The sequence below is a fragment of the Cellulomonas sp. genome (genome assembly GCF_017744555.1).
Lineage (GTDB): Bacteria > Actinomycetota > Actinomycetes > Actinomycetales > Cellulomonadaceae > Cellulomonas.
Map to the genome: position 1 here is coordinate 59,560 of NZ_JAGIBD010000018.1, position 14,969 is coordinate 74,528.

Below are 14,969 nucleotides of genomic sequence, written 5' to 3' on the forward strand. Positions count from 1 at the left end.
CGACGCCTTGCTGCACCGGATCGGCACAGGTCGCTCAGACGAAGGGCTCGACCACCACACCCGCGCCGTCGAGCGCCTCGCGCACTGCCGCTGCCAGCACGGTCGCGCCGGGCGTGTCCGAGTGCACGCACACCGACTCGGCATCGAGGGGCACGACGGTGCCGTCCACCGCGACGACGTGCCCCCGCACCACCATGTCGAGGACCCGGGCGACGACCGCGTCGGCGTCGACGACGAGGGCGCCCGGCTCGGTGCGTGGCACGAGCGTGCCGTCCGCCCGGTACCCGCGGTCCGCGAACGCCTCCCTGACTGCACGCAGACCGCGGTCGCCGGCCACGTCGAGCACCACGGCACCGGGAAGCCCGACGACCGGCAGGTCGCCACCCGCCGCGACGACGGCGTCGACCACCGCGGTCGCCTGCTGCTCGTGCCGGACGACGGCGTTGTAGAGCGCCCCGTGCGGCTTGACGTACGCGACGGTCGTCCCCGCCTCGGCGGCCGCGCGCCGCAGCGCCGCCACCTGCTCGGCGACGTCCGCGTGCAGCACGTCGGGCGGGAGGTCGAGGAAGCGTCGTCCGAAGTGCTCGCGGTCCCGGTACGACACCTGCGCACCGACGGCCACCCCACGTTCCGCGGCGGCCCGGCACACCGCCGCCATGACGCGCTCGTCGCCCGCGTGGAAGCCGCACGCGACGTTCGCGCTGGTGACGGTGGCGAGCAGCAGCGACTCCGGGCCGGCGACGCCGGGCACCCAGTCGTCGAGGCCCTCACCGAGGTCGCAGTTGAGGTCGATCCGTCCGCCCATGGCCTGATCCTCCCGCGCTCGGCGCGCCTCGCGCGGCCCGGTCCGGTCCGAGAGGTCGCGTCACACGGCATGGGCCGGCGCGGCCCGCTGCGCGCAGCCGGTTCGTCCGGAGCGTCGCCGTGCGCCGGTCCGGGCCGCGCAGGCGCTCGGTGCGCCGTGCCGGTGCGAGGATGACGCCGTGGTCCGGACCGGCGAGCTGCTCGACGTGCTGCTCGCCGCAGGACGGCGAGCAGACCGGATGACGCACGTCCGGCACCTTCCCGCACGTCCCGGCGAGCAGGTCGACTGGCCGTCGTGGGCGGACGCCGACCTCGTCCAGGGCTACCGGTCGCTCGGTGTGGACCGTCCGTGGCGGCACCAGGCCGAGGCCGCCGACGCGGCACGGTCCGGCAAGCACGTGGTCCTGGCGACGTCGACCGGCTCCGGCAAGTCGCTCGCCTTCTGGCTCCCCGCGCTCACCGCAGCGCGCACCGCCGTCGCGTCGTCGACGCTCGACCCGGGGCGCATCGAGTCCGTGGGCCGGCGTGCGAGCACGCTGTACCTGTGCCCGACGAAGGCGCTCGCCGCCGACCAGCGGCACGCGCTCGACCGGCTCCTGGCGGCGTCGCACGCGCGCGACGTCCGGATCGCGACGTGCGACGGCGACACGTCTCTCGACGAGCGGCGGTGGGTCCAGGAGTACGCGGACGTGGTGCTCACCAACCCGGACTTCCTGCACTTCGCGCTGCTCCCCCAGCACCGCCGGTGGGCGCGGCTGCTCGGCTCGCTGCGGTACGTCGTGCTCGACGAGTGCCACGCGTTCCGCGGTGTGTTCGGCGCGCACGTCGCGCTCGTGCTGCGGCGGCTGCGACGGCTCGCCGCAGCGTACGGCTCGTCGCCGGTGTTCCTCCTCGCGTCCGCGACGACGTCGGACCCCGCCGCGAGCGCCGCACGCCTGCTCGGCGTCGACCCGTCCGAGGTGACGGCCGTCACCGCCGACGCGTCGCCCATGGGTCGCAAGACGTTCGTGCTGTGGCAGCCACCCGAGCTCCCCGGGGGCGACGCCCCGTGGTCGGACCTGCTGCCCGACGACGACCCGTGGGCGACCGCCCTGCCGCTCCCGGCCGCCGCGACGCGCGCACCGGACGACCCCGCACCCCCGGGACCCGAGGACGTCTGGGCGACCTCCGGCCACGCTCGCGTCCCGGGCGGCGCTCTCGTCCCCGAGGGTTCGGGCCCGCTCGGCACCGGCGAGCGCGTGACCGTCGAGCCCGCAGACCGGCCACGGCGGACGGCGACCGCCGAGATCGCCGACCTGCTCGCCGACCTGACCGTCGCGGGCGCCCGGACGCTCGCCTTCACACGGTCCCGGCGTGGCGCCGAGTCGGTCGCCGCCTCGACGCGTGGCCACCTCGAGGAGATCGACCCGGAGCTCGCCCGGCAGGTGTCCGCGTACCGGGGCGGGTACCTCCCCGAGGAGCGCCGGGCTCTCGAGCAGGCGATCCGTACGGGGGACCTGCGCGCGCTCGCGACGACGAACGCGCTCGAGCTCGGCGTCGACATCTCCGGGCTCGACGCGGTGCTCATCGCAGGCTGGCCGGGCACCCGTGTGTCGTTGTGGCAGCAGGCCGGCCGTGCGGGACGTGCCGGTGCCGACGGGCTGGTCGCGCTCGTCGCCCGCGAGGACCCGCTCGACACGTTCCTCGTGCATCACCCCGAGTCGATCTTCGAGACGCCGGTCGAGGCGACCGTGTTCGACCCGACGAACCCCTACGTGCTCGCCCCGCACCTGTGCGCCGCGGCGGCCGAGCAGCCGCTGAGGGCCGATGAGCTCGACCTGTTCGGTCCGCGCTGCGCCGACCTGCTCGGCGAGCTCGTCGACCGGGGCGCCCTGCGCCGTCGGCCGTCGGGCTGGTACTGGACGCACGCGGAGCCCGCGAGCCGGCTGACCGACCTGCGCGGCTCGGGCGGCGACCCCGTCCGCGTCGTCGAGTCGGTCACGGGACGCCTGCTCGGCACGGTCGACGCGCCGTCGGCGGACTCGACCGTGCACCCCGGCGCCGTCTACGTGCACCAGGGGGCGACGTTCGTCGTCGACGAGCTGCACCTCGAGGACGGTGTCGCCCTCGTGACCCGTCGGGACGTCGACTACGGCACGTGGGCGCGCTGGGTGACGTCGACGGAGATCCGGTCGATCGACGAGGAGGTCGCCTGGGGGCCGCTCACGTGGGGTTTCGGGGCCGTCGACGTCACGACGCAGGTCCTCGGCTACCAGCGCAAACGTATCCCCGACCTGCAGGTGCTCGGCAGCGCCGAGCTGGACCTGCCGGCTCGGACGCTGCGGACGGCCGCCGTCTGGTGGACCGCACCGGCCGAGGTGGTCGAGGCCGCCGGCGTCACCGTCGAGGCCCTCCCGGGAGCGCTGCACGCCGCCGAGCACGCCTCCATCGGCCTCCTCCCGCTGCTCGCGACGTGCGACCGCTGGGACCTCGGCGGGCTGTCGACGGCGCTGCACGTCGACACCGAGCAGGCGACCGTGTTCGTGCACGACGCCTACCCCGGGGGCGCGGGGTTCGCCGAGCGGGGGTTCCGCCTCGGCGCGACCTGGCTCCGCGCGACCCGCGACGCCATCGCCGCCTGCCGCTGCGCGACCGGGTGCCCGGCGTGCGTGCAGTCGCCGAAGTGCGGCAACGCGAACAACCCGCTCGAGAAGGCCGCGGCCGTCCGCCTGCTCGACGCCGTCCTCGCGCACGCTCCGACCGCGTAGCCTCCGCGCCGTCACGACGTCGACCCGTCAGCGCTCAGCGGGCCGGCGCGCGCCGTCGCGACGGCGGTGCCCCAGCCCGCCGCCGTGGACACGCCGACAGCGAGCACACCGGCCCCTTCGTCGTCGCAGGACCTCAGCCGGGCACGGTTGCGGCGGACGACCTCGGCCGCCACGGCGCACGGGTCCGCGACCGTTCCGACACGCACGCCGAACGAGGCGTCGCGCAGCGCTGCGGCGCCCGCGAGCGCCGCGAGGTCGGCCGCGGACTGTGCTCTTGCGCGCGCGACCTGCGCCGAGACCAACATCGAGAGCGCGACCCCGAGCATCAGGACCACGGCGACGATCCCGAGGAGGAGCACCGTCCCGGAGCCGCGCTCGGTGTCGTTCCCGGTGACGCGTGCGACGACCCCCGCAGTGATCGGTGCGCCGACCCGTGCAGCGGGCCGCACCGGCACGTGCGCGAGGCCCGGGCGGGTCACGGCGTGCCCGCACGGACGCCAGGTTCAGCCCGTCCGACGGCGTCGGACCCGACCCGCCCGAGGCCGAACCGGCCGCCGAACCCGACGGCTGCCTCGACCCGGACCGTCACCCAGCCCGCGTCCCGCGTGACGACGACCTGCGCGTCGTCCCCGGCGACCCGGTGCGCGGCGGCGGCGACCGCACCGTCGTCGTCGCCGAGCGCGGCGACCCTGGCCCCGGTGCGCGCGCCGTCCGCGCACCGGGCCTGGGTGACCGCAGCGGACGCGACGACCAGCACCATGACCAGCACGAGCACGACAGCCGGGAGGCCGACCGCGAGCTCGGCGGTCACGCTGCCGCGGTCGTCTCCTCGGACGTCCGGCCACCGCACTCTCACGACGTGAGTGCCTGACGCACCAGCGCCATGAGCATCGACTTGACCTCGTTGCCCTTGAGGATCACCACCAGCAGGCCCGCGAACCCGACTGCAGCGAGCGTCGCGATGGCGTACTCGGCCGTCGCCATCCCGGCGTCGACCCCGGCAGCACGCACGTGGCGGGCCACGCGCACGACCCGCGAGGCCGACGGCCGGACAGCCCGCCACCGTGACCGCCGCGTCGGCGTGCGGGTGCACGCGATGCACGTCGGGCCGCGATCGGGTGACCCGCCGGGAGTCAGGGTCGGGTCGGCAGCGGGGTCGTGGGCGGGGTCGTGGGCGGTGTCGTGCGCGGTGTTGTGGGCGGTGTGGTCGAGCGCGGGGTCCGCGGTCGGCAGGGTCATGGCCGTTCTCTCCTTCGGGTGGGGTGCGCCGCGGTCCGCGGCGCACGTGGAGCATCGCGGCCGACCCCGTGAGCCCGTGGGGCGTCCGCGGGGGCTCGTGGAGGCCGCTGTCCCGGGGACGGGCTGTGGGCGGCTCGCAGCAGGCCGCGCGGCCCCTGATCCGTCGCCGGGCCGCCTCACGGTGCGAGCCCGCGGGCGAACGAGAGCACCACCGGGACGATGCCGAGCAGCACGAATGCGGGCAGGAAGCACAGCCCGAGCGGCAACACGAGGCGCACGCCGAGGCTCCCGGCGGCCTCACGGACCCGGCCGCGGCGGTCGCGTCGGACCGCCTCCGCGCACGCCCGCAGAGCAGGTCCGGGGGCGGACCCGGTCGCCCACGCCGGCTCGAGCGCGTTCGCGACCATCCGCAGGGCATCACCGGCGCCCGACCACGCCGTGGACCACGACGCGCCGAGCACCAGCGCCGTTCCGGCCCGGTGCAGCGCGTCGCCCCGCGCACCACCGACGGCCGAGCCCACCGCCTCGAGCGCGCGAGGCAGCGCGACACCGGTCGCCACGGCCGCGTCGACGAGCTCCAGGACCAGCACCACGTCGACGGCGACCGCGGCCGGCCGAGCGCTCGCCACCGGCCGCGCGATCGCCGCAGCGGGCCGGCTAGCGCCCGCGCGACCCGACCCCAGTCGCGACACCCGCCCCCCAGGGACCCACGGCAGACACGCGCACCCCGCGGACACCGCCACGACCACCCCGCACGCGAGGGCGCTCATGTTGCCCGGCCCGCGACGGCCGCGCGGCGGAGCAGAGCACCGGTCCACGCGCGACCGGCGACGAGCAGCGCCACGCCGAGCAGCGCCGCGAGCGCACCTGCCCCGCCGCGCGCGACCGCTCCGACGGGGTCGGCACCGAGCGCAGCCCCGACGACCAGTCCCAGCAGCGGCAGCCACGTCAGCACCCGCGCCGTCGCCCGAGGACCGGCGACAGCGGCTCTGACCTCTGCCTCCGCCTCCGCGTCGGCCGCGACAGCCCCGGCGAGCCGCTCGAGCACGGCGGCGAGCGGCGCACCCAGGTCGTCCGCGAGCGTCGTCGCTGCCAGTACTGCGGCCACCCGCTCGCGGTGCGCGGCGAGTCGCTCCCGGTTCCCCGCGACGAGCGGGACCGACCGGCCGGCGAGCGGCGTCGCGAGCGGGCCGAGGACTGCCCGCACGGGACGCTGCCAGCGCGACGAGGCCGCCGAGGGCGCCGTCGCGGCGAGCAGGCCCTCTGGGGTCGGGACGCCCGTGCTGCCCGCCGCGATGCCCAGCGCCCGAGCCCACGCGGCGGCCGGGCCCGCCCCCGACCTGAGCTGCGCCGACACGACCAGCAGCGCTGCCGCGAGGTCGACCGTGCCGGGAGCGTCGATCCGCGTCGCCCGCGGTGCACCGGAGGGACGTGAGTGCCGCGCGGGCGGACGCGCCGGCGGTCCAGCTGCGGCGAGCACGGCGATCGCCACCGCACCACCGACCACGAGCGCGCTCACGACGAAGCGCCCGGGCGCGACGTCCGGGGCTGCCCCGACTCGGGCGCCTCCGCGGCGGGCGCTCGCTCGGGTATCCCACGGAGCGCGGGACGGAGCGGCTCGATCCCCAGACGCGCGACGAGCGCATCCCACGCCGGCCCGCGCTCGCTGGTCCCCCCGGCGTCGCAGCGCAGAGCGGTGCCGACCTCGAGGGTCCCGTCGGGACGCCGCCGGAACACCCCGACGTCCGCGAGGTACCGCACGGTCCGGTGCGCGCCCGACCGCCGCAGGTGCAGGACGGCGTCGAACGCGCTCGCAGCCTGGGCGGCGACGGCCTCGCGGGCCAGCCCGGCCAGTGCGCCGAGCGCCTCGAGCCGGGCGGGGACATCGGCGGCGGTGTTGGCGTGCAGCGTCGCGCACCCACCGTCGTGGCCCGTGTTCATGGCGGTCATGACCTCGCGGACCTCGGCCCCGCGGCACTCGCCGAGCACGATCCGGTCCGGGCGCATCCGCAGGGCGTGGCGGACCAGGTCGGACAGGTCGACCCGCCCGGCACCGTCGACGTTCGCGCGCCGTGCGAGGAGCCGGACCACGTGCGCGTGGGTCGGCGACAGCTCGCCCGCCTCCTCGATGACGACGAGCCGCTCGTCGGGCGGGACGAGCGAGAGCAGCGTGGCGAGCAGGGTCGTCTTGCCCGTGCCGGTGCCGCCGGTGACCAGCAGGTTCGCACGCGCCGCGACGAGCGCCCTGACCACCGGGACTGCCGCCGGCGCGAGCGTGCCGAGTCGCACGAGCTCGTCGACCGTGAACGCCCGCGACCGCACGACGCGCAGGCTCAGCAGGGTCCCCTCGCCGGCGACGGGCGGCAGCACCGCGTGCAGCCGGGTGCCGTCGGGCAGCCGTGCGTCGACCGCGGCGCACGCGTCGTCCAGCCGCTGCCCGCCCGCGGCGGCGAGCCGGACGGCGAGCGCGCGCACGTCGGCGTCGGTGCCGAGGTCGACGTCGGTCCGGACCAGGCGCCCGCCCCGCTCGACCCACACGTCGCGCGGGCCGTTGACGAGCACGTCGGTGACCGCCGGGTCGTCCAGCAGTGGTTGCAGGCGACCGGCGCCGAAGAGCTCGTCGCGCACCCGGCCGGCGATCTGGGCGAGCGCGCGCGATCCCAGCACCGTGCCGCGCTCCCGGGCGGTCGCGTCCACCACCGTCCGCAGCACGTCGTCGTCCGGCGGCCCGCCTCCGGTGACGGCGCCCGGGTGGCCACGCAGGCGGTTCCGCACCGGGTCGAGCACGACGGCCAGCACGGCGTCGAGCGCGGGATCCGGCGCCGTGCCCAGCGTCGGGCCGTTCTCGAGAGCCCGAGGCGACCCGTCGACGCTCACGCGACGCCCACCCGCAGGTCGCGCGCGAGCCGCTCGGCCACGCGAGCCACCGCTCCCGTCCGGGGCGGTCCACCGCGCTCGGTCGCCGCCGCGAGCCGCCGGTCGTGCCGCACGACGCCGACGAGCGGCAGGTCCACGGCCTGCGCGAGCTGCGCGGCACCGAGCCCACCGGGCGCCGGCCCCCGCACGACGAGCCCGACGTCGGCCCCGGACGCCGTCAGCTCGGGCCGCATCGCGAGGACCCCCGCGACGGTCCTCAGGTCGCGCGGCGCCACCACGAGCACGGAGTCGCAGGCCCGGATCATCGACTCCCCCGCGACGACGCCGGTGCGGTCCAGGTCGAGCACGAGCGCCCCGACCGTGCCGGACAGGGCGTGCAGCACGTCGGCCGCCACGGCGGCCTCGGGCGGCGCGGGCCGGGAGCGGTCGGCGCTCAGCACCGCGCACGCACCCCACCGCGGCAGCAGCGCGACGACCTCGGAACCCGAGACGTCGCCCAGCGCCGACGCGAGGTCGGGCCAGCGGACGCCGTCGGCCCCTTCGAGGCCGAGCATCACGTCGATGCCCCCGGACGCGCGGTCGAGGTCGACGAGGACGGTGGACGCGCGCCGGGCGAGCCGGCCCGCGAGCGCCGCGGCGAGCGTCGACGCTCCTGCGCCCCCGCGTCCGGCCACGACGCCGACCACGAGCGAGCGCGTCGGGGCCGGCCGAGGCGCAGCAGCCCCCGGCCACGGCCCGACCCCGACGACGTCCGACGTCCGTTCGTTCGTCCCATCTGACATGCGACCGCACGCTGCCGCGCCCGGGCCGGGCCCGGGAGCTGCCGAACCGAGAACCGTGGACCCCGCCGGATCTGCGAGGGCTGTGGACGCGTCGGTGCACGTCAGCGGTGCCCGGCGTCGGTGGCTCCCACTAGGCTCGCCGCGACCAGACCCGAGGACGGGGCCTGCCCAGCGCGCACCCGCCCGCGACACCCGGAGCAGCATGGACGAGCACCCGACGCCCGAGGCGTCGCCGGCGGTGTCCGCCGCCGACGAGCCGGTGCCGCCGACCCGCGAGGCGGCGTTCTTCGACCTCGACAAGACGATCATCGCGACGTCGTCGGCGACGGCGTTCTCCCGGCCGTTCCTCGCCGAGGGACTGCTGACCCGCCGGTCGGTCGCCCGGACCGCGTACGCGCAGCTGCTCTACCTGCTCGGCGGCGCCGACGAGGGCCAGACGGAGCGGCTGCGGGTGCAGCTGTCGCGGATGGTCGAGGGCTGGGACGTCGCGCAGGTGTCGGCGATCGTCGCGGAGACGCTGCACGAGTCGATCGACCCGGCGGTGTACGTCGAGGCGGTCACGCTCATCGAGGAGCACCACGCGGCGGGCCGGGACGTCGTGGTCGTCTCGGCGTCGGGCAGCGAGATCGTCGAGCCGATCGCGGCGGTGCTCGGCGCCGACCACGTGATCGCGACCCGCATGGCGGTGGCGGACGGCCGCTACACCGGTGGCATCGACTTCTACGCGTTCGGCGAGAACAAGGCGACGGCGATCCGTGAGCTCGCCCTCGAGCAGGGATACGACCTCGACGCGAGCTACGCGTACTCGGACTCGATCACCGACGCCCCGATGCTCGCCGCGGTCGGCCACGGCTTCGCGGTGAACCCGGACCGCGCGCTGCGCCGCCTCGCCGTGACGGAGGGGTGGGGGATGCTGTCGTTCACCCGGCCGGTGTCGCTGTTCGCGTTCGCCCGACCGCCGCAGCGGGTGGTGCGGGCAGGCGTCGTCCTCGGCGGCGTGGGGCTCGTCGTCCTCGTGTGGTGGCTGCTCCGGCGCCGTCGACGACCCGCGTGACCTCCCGTCGGGGGTGCCGACCGCGGACGCGCCCGGCGGGCACGCCGGCCCGCGCGAGGCGCACCGGTCGCGCCGCACGCGCCGGTGCGGGCGCCGGTGCACCGGGTCCGCATGCCGGACCCGCGTCCCGTCATGCGGGCACGCCGGCGCCGCCACCAGCGCGATCGGCCGCAGGGGTGGGATTCCTGTGCGCTCTGGGGTACCAAGGATTCACAACTGGATCGCCGCGAGGGTACCCACGCGCAGGGCAGCCCACCTATGGGCAGGTCGACCGGGCTGGTCCCGTCGCGACCGAGAAGATGCACGCCTGATCACCCTCCCGGCACCGGTCGGCGACGGCGCCCCCACGGGGGCGCCGTCGTTCGCGTCGGACGCAGGCACACCGCAGTCCGCTCCGCGTGCGGGCGCCGGGACGCGCCCGCATCAGCCCTCGGCGCTGTCCGTCCCCGCACGAGCACCTCGTCCGGCGAGCACCGCGTCCGCCACCGCGCGCGCCCGTGCGGCACCGTCCACGGCCCCCGCGGCGCACGCACGCACCCAGCCCGCGACACCGTCGGCGGTCCCGGTCGCGAACCCGGCCGCCGCCGCGAGGTACAGGTTCGGCGCCGCCGCCCAGCCCGGCTCCGGCAGCACCGACCCGGTCGGGTCGAGCCCTCGGGACGTCACGAGCAGCCGCGCGACGGCACGGGCCACGACCCCGTTCCCCGCGGCGAACGGCCGCAGCGCGAGCAGCTCGCCGTGCACCACCGCGGCGACGACGAGCGCGGGCGCCCGGGTCGCCGCCACGGTCCGGCCCAGGAGGTCCAGGCGCGCGGCGACCTCGTCACCGACGGGCGCGGGCCCGAGCCCGGTGAGGTCGCGCGGCGCCTCGTCGTGCCGCACGCGCCCGACATCGGCCGCGTCGAGCCACCCGACGGTCACGGCGCTGTGCACGCCGGCGAGCAGCTGGCCGAACGGCGGCAGGGCGGCCTGCCCCCGCGCCCCGAGCTCCGGCATGAGCCGCTCGACGAAGGCCACTGCCCGCACGGCCCCCCACGCGACGGCGTCGGTCGACGACGCGGACGACGACCCCGCCGGACCCGTCGCGAGGGCGCGCACCGCGTCGAGCGGCACCCGGGCCCCGTCGAGCGCCGCGCTCGCCTGCGCACCGCGCAGCCCCGCCTCGGCCCGGACCTCGCGCCACCGCCGCCGGTACGCCTCGTGCCAGCGCAGCTCCTCGCACGCGACACGCGCCGCGTCGACGGCGTCGGCCACACCGGGCAGCCCGACGAGCGCCGCGAGCGGGTCCTCGGCCGCGGCTCTGTCGGACGAGCCCGTCGCACTCAGCACGCCGACACCCTACGAGCCCGGGTGCCAGGCCTGCGTGCGAGGCACCCCCGCACGCCACACAATGACCGCATGTCAGGACCGAGCGTCTCGTCGTCCATCACGGCCCGGCTGGAGGTGCGGGCCCGACCCACCGCGGTGAGCGAGCTGACCACCGCGATCGAGGCGGCGGGAGGCGTGGTCACGGCGCTCGACGTCACGGCGTCCGGCCACGAGCAGATGACGGTCGACGTCACGTGCGCGACCCGTGGCGAGCAGCACGCCGCGGACATCGTCGAGGTGCTCAAGGGCCTCGCCGGTGTGGTCGTCGAGCGCGTGAGCGACCGGACGTTCCTCATGCACCTCGGCGGCAAGATCTCGATCGAGTCGAAGGTGCCGCTGCGCAACCGCGACGACCTGTCGATGGCGTACACACCGGGGGTCGCGCGCGTGTCGGAGGCCATCGCCGCGCACCCCGAGGACGCCCGGCGGCTCACGATCAAGCGGAACACCATCGCGGTCGTCACGGACGGCACGGCGGTGCTGGGACTCGGCAACATCGGCCCGCTGGCCGCACTGCCCGTGATGGAGGGCAAGGCGGTGCTGTTCAAGCGGTTCGCGGGCATCGACGCGTTCCCGATCGTGCTCGACACCACCGACGTCGACCAGATCGTCGAGACGGTGTGCGCGATCGCGCCGGCGTTCGCGGGGATCAACCTGGAGGACATCTCGGCGCCGCGGTGCTTCGAGGTCGAGCGGCGGCTGCGGGACCGGCTCGACATCCCGGTGTTCCACGACGACCAGCACGGCACCGCGATCGTCGTGGTCGCGGCGCTGACGAACGCGCTCAAGGTCGTCGGGAAGCGGATCGAGGACGTGCGGATCGTGCTGTCCGGCGCGGGTGCGGCCGGCACCGCCGTCCTCCGCCTGCTGCTCGCGGCGGGGGCGCGCGACGTGGTCGCCGGCGACGTCGAGGGCATCGTGCACCGCGACCGTCCCGGGCTGTCGCCGTCGCTCGAGTGGTGCGCGTCGGTGACGAACCCGCGCGGCGTCACGGGGTCGATCGCGGACGCCCTCGCGGGCGCCGACGTGTTCATCGGGGTGTCGGCCCCCGACATCCTCACGGGCCGCGACGTGTCGACGATGGCGCCCGACGCGATCGTCTTCGCGCTCGCCAACCCGCGCCCGGAGGTCGATCCCGACGAGGCCGCGCAGTACGCCGCGGTCGTCGGCACGGGCCGGTCGGACTTCGCGAACCAGATCAACAACGTGCTCGCGTTCCCCGGCGTGTTCCGGGGGCTCATCGACGCACGGTCGCACCGCATCACCGACGGGATGCTGCTCGCCGCCGCGTACGCGCTGGCGTCGGTGGTCCGCGACGACGAGATCAACCCGACCTACATCATCCCGAGCGTGTTCAACCCCGAGGTGACGACGGAGGTCGCGGCCGCCGTCGAGCGCGTCGCGCGTGCGTCGGCGGAGGCCTGACGCACGCGCGACGTGAGGCTCAGCGCCAGGTGCCGCGCTCGTACTGCGGCTGCCACCCGGTGACGGTCGGGAGCCCGTCCACGTCGGCCGTCGGCTCCGCGACGGGCAGCCCCGACGTGGCCACCCCGAGCTCGTGCGCCGCGCGCAGCGCCCAGTGCGGGTCGCGCAGGGCAGCGCGCCCGACGAGCACCGCGTCCGCCGAGCCGTCGGCGAGCGTCGCCTCCGCGAGCCGCGGGTCGTCGAGCAGCCCGACGGCGGCGACCGGCAGGCCCGCCGTCGCGCGGATCGTGCGGGCCGCCGGGACCTGGTAGCCCGGGCCGACGGGGATGTCCGCGTGCGCGTTGCCGCCCGTGGACACGTCGACCAGGTCGACGCCGTGCCCGGCGAGCTCCTTGGCGACGACCGCGACGTCCTCGACCGTGAGGCCGCCCTCGACCCAGTCGGTCGCGGACACGCGCACGAGCAGCGGGCGCTCGTCGGGCCAGGCGGCGCGGACCGCGTCGGTCACGTCGACGAGCAGGCGCATCCGGTTCTCGAGCGAGCCGCCGTACTCGTCGTCGCGCTGGTTCGACAGCGGCGACAGGAACTGGTGCAGCAGGTAGCCGTGCGCGGCGTGCACCTCGACCACGTCGAAGCCGGCGTCGACGGCACGCTTCGCGGCCGCCGCGAACTGGCGGGGGACGTCCTCGATCTCCGCGTCCGTGAGCGCCTGCGGGGCGGCGTAGCCCGGGAACGACGACGGCGACGGTCCGACCGTCTCCCAGCCGCCGTCGGCGACCGGCACCGAGCCCTGCGGCGACGAGAAGGGCCGGTAGGTCGAGGCCTTGCGGCCGGCGTGCGCGAGCTGGATGCCGATGCGGGTGCCACGGGCGTGCACGAAGTCGGTGACCCGACGCCACGCAACGACCTGCTCCTCGTTCCAGATGCCCGTGTCCTGCGGGCTGATCCGACCCTCCGGCACGACCGCCGTCGCCTCAGTGAGCAGGAGGCCGAAGCCTCCTGAGGCGCGTGCGCCGAGATGCACGAGGTGCCAGTCGGACGGGACGCCGTCCGTGGCGGAGTACTGGCACATCGGCGCGAGCCAGGCGCGGTTGGCGAACGTGGTGCCCCGGAGGGTGAGGGGTGAGAAGAGCGTGGTCACGTGGGCACCCAACCAGCAACGGCGCCGTCCGCATTCCCTGACACGCGCGGCCTGGACGGCCCTTCGTCCCAGGAGGGGGACGATCCGGACCGGCAGGCTGAGCGGGTGCTCACCATCTCCGAGGCAGTCGACGCCCAGGCCGACGCCGCACACCACAAGGTGGACCTGCTCGCCAAGCCCGGGCTGTTCCTGGTCCGGACGATGCTCGCCGGTGCGTTCATCGGCATCGGCGTGCTCATCATGTGCACCGCCGGCGGGCCGCTCGTCGCCGCGGGCTCGGGGTTCGCCCCGCTCGTCCAGGGGCTCGTGTTCGGGGTCGCGCTGACGATCGTCGTCATCGCCGGGGCCGAGCTCGCGACCTCCGCGATGATGATCCTCACCCAGGGCGTCATGAAGGGTGTGATCGGCTGGCTCCGGGCCGTCGAGACGCTGCTCGCGTGCCTCGTCGGCAACCTGCTCGGCGCCGTCGTGTTCGCGTGGCTCGTGCACCTGTCGGGCGTCCTCGCACCCGGGACCGCGGGCGGCACCGTGCTCGCCGGGATGGTCGAGCACAAGGCCGCCGAGACGACCGGCCAGCTGTTCGTCCGCGGCATCCTGTGCAACCTGCTCGTCTGCCTCGCGATCTGGTGCGCGGGCCGGCTGAGGAGCGAGGGCGCGAAGATCGCCGTCGTCTTCGCGTGCGTCATGGTCTTCATCACCTCCGGCTTCGAGCACGTGGTCGCCAACATGACGACGTTCTCGCTCGGCATCATCGGCGGGCTCGAGGGCGCGACGATCGCCGAGATGGGACGCAACCTCCTGGCCGTCGGGGCCGGCAACGTGGTCGGCGGTGCTGTGCTGGTCGGGGCGGCCTACGCGTACGGCTCGGGACGGCGCGCGGCACGTGCCGCCGACGCCGTCGACGGGGTCGCGGAGACGCCCGTGGGCGTCCGGACGGCGCCCCTCGCCCGCGTGGTCGACGTGCCCCTGCGTGCGCCCCGGTCGCTCGACGACACGATCGCGCCGTCCGGCGAGCACCGGGTGGCCGCAATACGGTGAGGCGAACGGCGACGCCACGGACGGTGTCGCACCGCGCGCCGAGCACCCGAGGAGCACGCCATGAGCACCTCCGACCCGCACGCCACCGACACGCCCTCGTCGACCGGCGGTGCCGCGTCCGAGCAGCCCACGGCACCGGCCGAACCCATCACGGCCGAACCGGCTCCGGTCGAGCCCGGGGCGAGCGCGCGCTCGTCGGGACCTGAGCCCGCCACGTCGCGGAACGCGGCGGAGCCGCCTGCGCCACGACCGGCCGCAGCAGAGCCCGCCGCCGAACCGGTCACCGCCGGGCCCACCGCGCCGATGTCGACGGCACCCGCCCCTGCCCCGTCGACCGACACCGGCCGGCACGCCGTCGTCCGTCCGGCCCCGGAACCCCCGGCACCGGTCCCCGACCCCGTCGTCGACCGCACGGCCGCCGACCCGACGGTCGCCGCCGGCGCCGCGGCCGCGGAACGCCGCGACGCGCTGCGCGCCGCCGGCGACACCGGCCC

General features: G+C 76.4%; 14 protein-coding genes and 1 pseudogene. 5 read left to right on the forward strand and 10 right to left on the reverse strand.

Annotation, left to right across the window (positions count from 1 at the left end; all coding sequences use genetic code 11):
• Positions 1-34: 34 nt before the first annotated feature.
• Positions 35-805, reverse strand: coding sequence for a 5-oxoprolinase subunit PxpA (locus tag J7523_RS12855; RefSeq protein ID WP_291887088.1), 771 nt, complete (start codon positions 803-805; stop codon positions 35-37).
• A 238-nt stretch (positions 806-1,043) separates the two neighbouring features.
• Between J7523_RS12855 and J7523_RS12860 the strand changes: the two genes are divergently transcribed.
• Positions 1,044-3,551 carry a DEAD/DEAH box helicase gene (locus J7523_RS12860; protein ID WP_291887133.1) on the forward strand — a complete coding sequence of 836 codons (2,508 nt, stop codon included), beginning with the start codon at positions 1,044-1,046 and terminating at the stop codon, positions 3,549-3,551.
• Between the two features lie 11 nt (positions 3,552-3,562).
• Here J7523_RS12860 and J7523_RS12865 read toward each other — a convergent pair whose 3' ends face one another.
• The 7 genes from J7523_RS12865 to ssd form a co-directional block, all read right to left on the reverse strand.
• Positions 3,563-4,030, reverse strand: a complete 468-nt coding sequence (locus J7523_RS12865) for an Rv3654c family TadE-like protein (protein ID WP_291887091.1) — start codon at positions 4,028-4,030, stop codon at positions 3,563-3,565.
• Positions 4,027-4,362, reverse strand: coding sequence for a TadE family type IV pilus minor pilin (locus J7523_RS12870; RefSeq protein WP_291887093.1), 336 nt, complete (start codon positions 4,360-4,362; stop codon positions 4,027-4,029). Before J7523_RS12870 ends, J7523_RS12865 begins: the two co-directional genes overlap by 4 nt.
• Before the next feature lie 41 nt (positions 4,363-4,403).
• A complete protein-coding gene (locus J7523_RS12875) occupies positions 4,404-4,790 on the reverse strand; it encodes a DUF4244 domain-containing protein (RefSeq protein WP_291887096.1) in 387 nt (128 codons plus the stop codon).
• A gap of 176 nt (positions 4,791-4,966) precedes the next feature.
• Entirely contained in the window at positions 4,967-5,419 is a 453-nt protein-coding gene (locus J7523_RS12880; RefSeq protein WP_291887099.1) for a type II secretion system F family protein, read from the reverse strand.
• Positions 5,420-5,556: 137 nt separating this feature from the next.
• Complete coding sequence (locus tag J7523_RS12885; protein WP_291887102.1) at positions 5,557-6,309, reverse strand: type II secretion protein F; 753 nt, start codon at positions 6,307-6,309, stop codon at positions 5,557-5,559.
• The gene (locus J7523_RS12890) at positions 6,306-7,502 is read right to left on the reverse strand and encodes a TadA family conjugal transfer-associated ATPase (protein ID WP_291887136.1); all 1,197 of its coding nucleotides are present in this window, start codon (positions 7,500-7,502) and stop codon (positions 6,306-6,308) included. Before J7523_RS12890 ends, J7523_RS12885 begins: the two co-directional genes overlap by 4 nt.
• Before the next feature lie 161 nt (positions 7,503-7,663).
• Positions 7,664-8,758, reverse strand: a complete 1,095-nt coding sequence (gene ssd, locus J7523_RS12895) for a septum site-determining protein Ssd (RefSeq protein WP_363266967.1) — start codon at positions 8,756-8,758, stop codon at positions 7,664-7,666.
• Here ssd and J7523_RS12900 point away from each other — a divergent pair.
• Entirely contained in the window at positions 8,652-9,503 is an 852-nt protein-coding gene (locus J7523_RS12900; protein ID WP_291887108.1) for an HAD family hydrolase, read from the forward strand. The two genes, ssd and J7523_RS12900, sit on opposite strands and share 107 nt — an antisense overlap.
• A gap of 423 nt (positions 9,504-9,926) precedes the next feature.
• On the opposite strand, the gene J7523_RS12905 is transcribed toward J7523_RS12900, so the two are convergent.
• On the reverse strand, positions 9,927-10,832 hold the full coding sequence (locus J7523_RS12905; protein WP_291887111.1) for a Fic family protein: 906 nt from the start codon (positions 10,830-10,832) through the stop codon (positions 9,927-9,929).
• 69 nt (positions 10,833-10,901) lie between these two features.
• Between J7523_RS12905 and J7523_RS12910 the strand changes: the two genes are divergently transcribed.
• Complete coding sequence (locus J7523_RS12910; RefSeq protein WP_291887115.1) at positions 10,902-12,296, forward strand: NAD-dependent malic enzyme; 1,395 nt, start codon at positions 10,902-10,904, stop codon at positions 12,294-12,296.
• Between the two features lie 19 nt (positions 12,297-12,315).
• On the opposite strand, the gene J7523_RS12915 is transcribed toward J7523_RS12910, so the two are convergent.
• Positions 12,316-13,437: an NADH:flavin oxidoreductase/NADH oxidase gene (locus tag J7523_RS12915; RefSeq protein WP_291887117.1), complete on the reverse strand. Its 1,122-nt coding sequence runs from the start codon at positions 13,435-13,437 to the stop codon at positions 12,316-12,318.
• Positions 13,438-13,542: 105 nt separating this feature from the next.
• On the opposite strand from J7523_RS12915, the gene J7523_RS12920 reads away from it, so the two are divergent.
• A complete protein-coding gene (locus J7523_RS12920; RefSeq protein ID WP_291887120.1) occupies positions 13,543-14,475 on the forward strand; it encodes a formate/nitrite transporter family protein in 933 nt (310 codons plus the stop codon).
• 60 nt (positions 14,476-14,535) lie between these two features.
• Positions 14,536-14,969, forward strand: a pseudogene (locus tag J7523_RS12925) (hypothetical protein); the annotation flags it as partial.

What these genes read in the sequence shown, in the direction of transcription:
- J7523_RS12855 (WP_291887088.1), bottom strand. Translation starts at nt 805, where the DNA reads ATGGGCGGACGGATCGACCTCAACTGCGACCTCGGTGAGGGCCTCGAC.
- J7523_RS12860 (WP_291887133.1), top strand. Translation starts at nt 1,044, where the DNA reads ATGACGCACGTCCGGCACCTTCCCGCACGTCCCGGCGAGCAGGTCGAC.
- J7523_RS12875 (WP_291887096.1), bottom strand. Translation starts at nt 4,790, where the DNA reads ATGACCCTGCCGACCGCGGACCCCGCGCTCGACCACACCGCCCACAAC.
- J7523_RS12900 (WP_291887108.1), top strand. Translation starts at nt 8,652, where the DNA reads ATGGACGAGCACCCGACGCCCGAGGCGTCGCCGGCGGTGTCCGCCGCC.
- ssd (WP_363266967.1), bottom strand. Translation starts at nt 8,758, where the DNA reads ATGATCGTCTTGTCGAGGTCGAAGAACGCCGCCTCGCGGGTCGGCGGC.
- J7523_RS12910 (WP_291887115.1), top strand. Translation starts at nt 10,902, where the DNA reads ATGTCAGGACCGAGCGTCTCGTCGTCCATCACGGCCCGGCTGGAGGTG.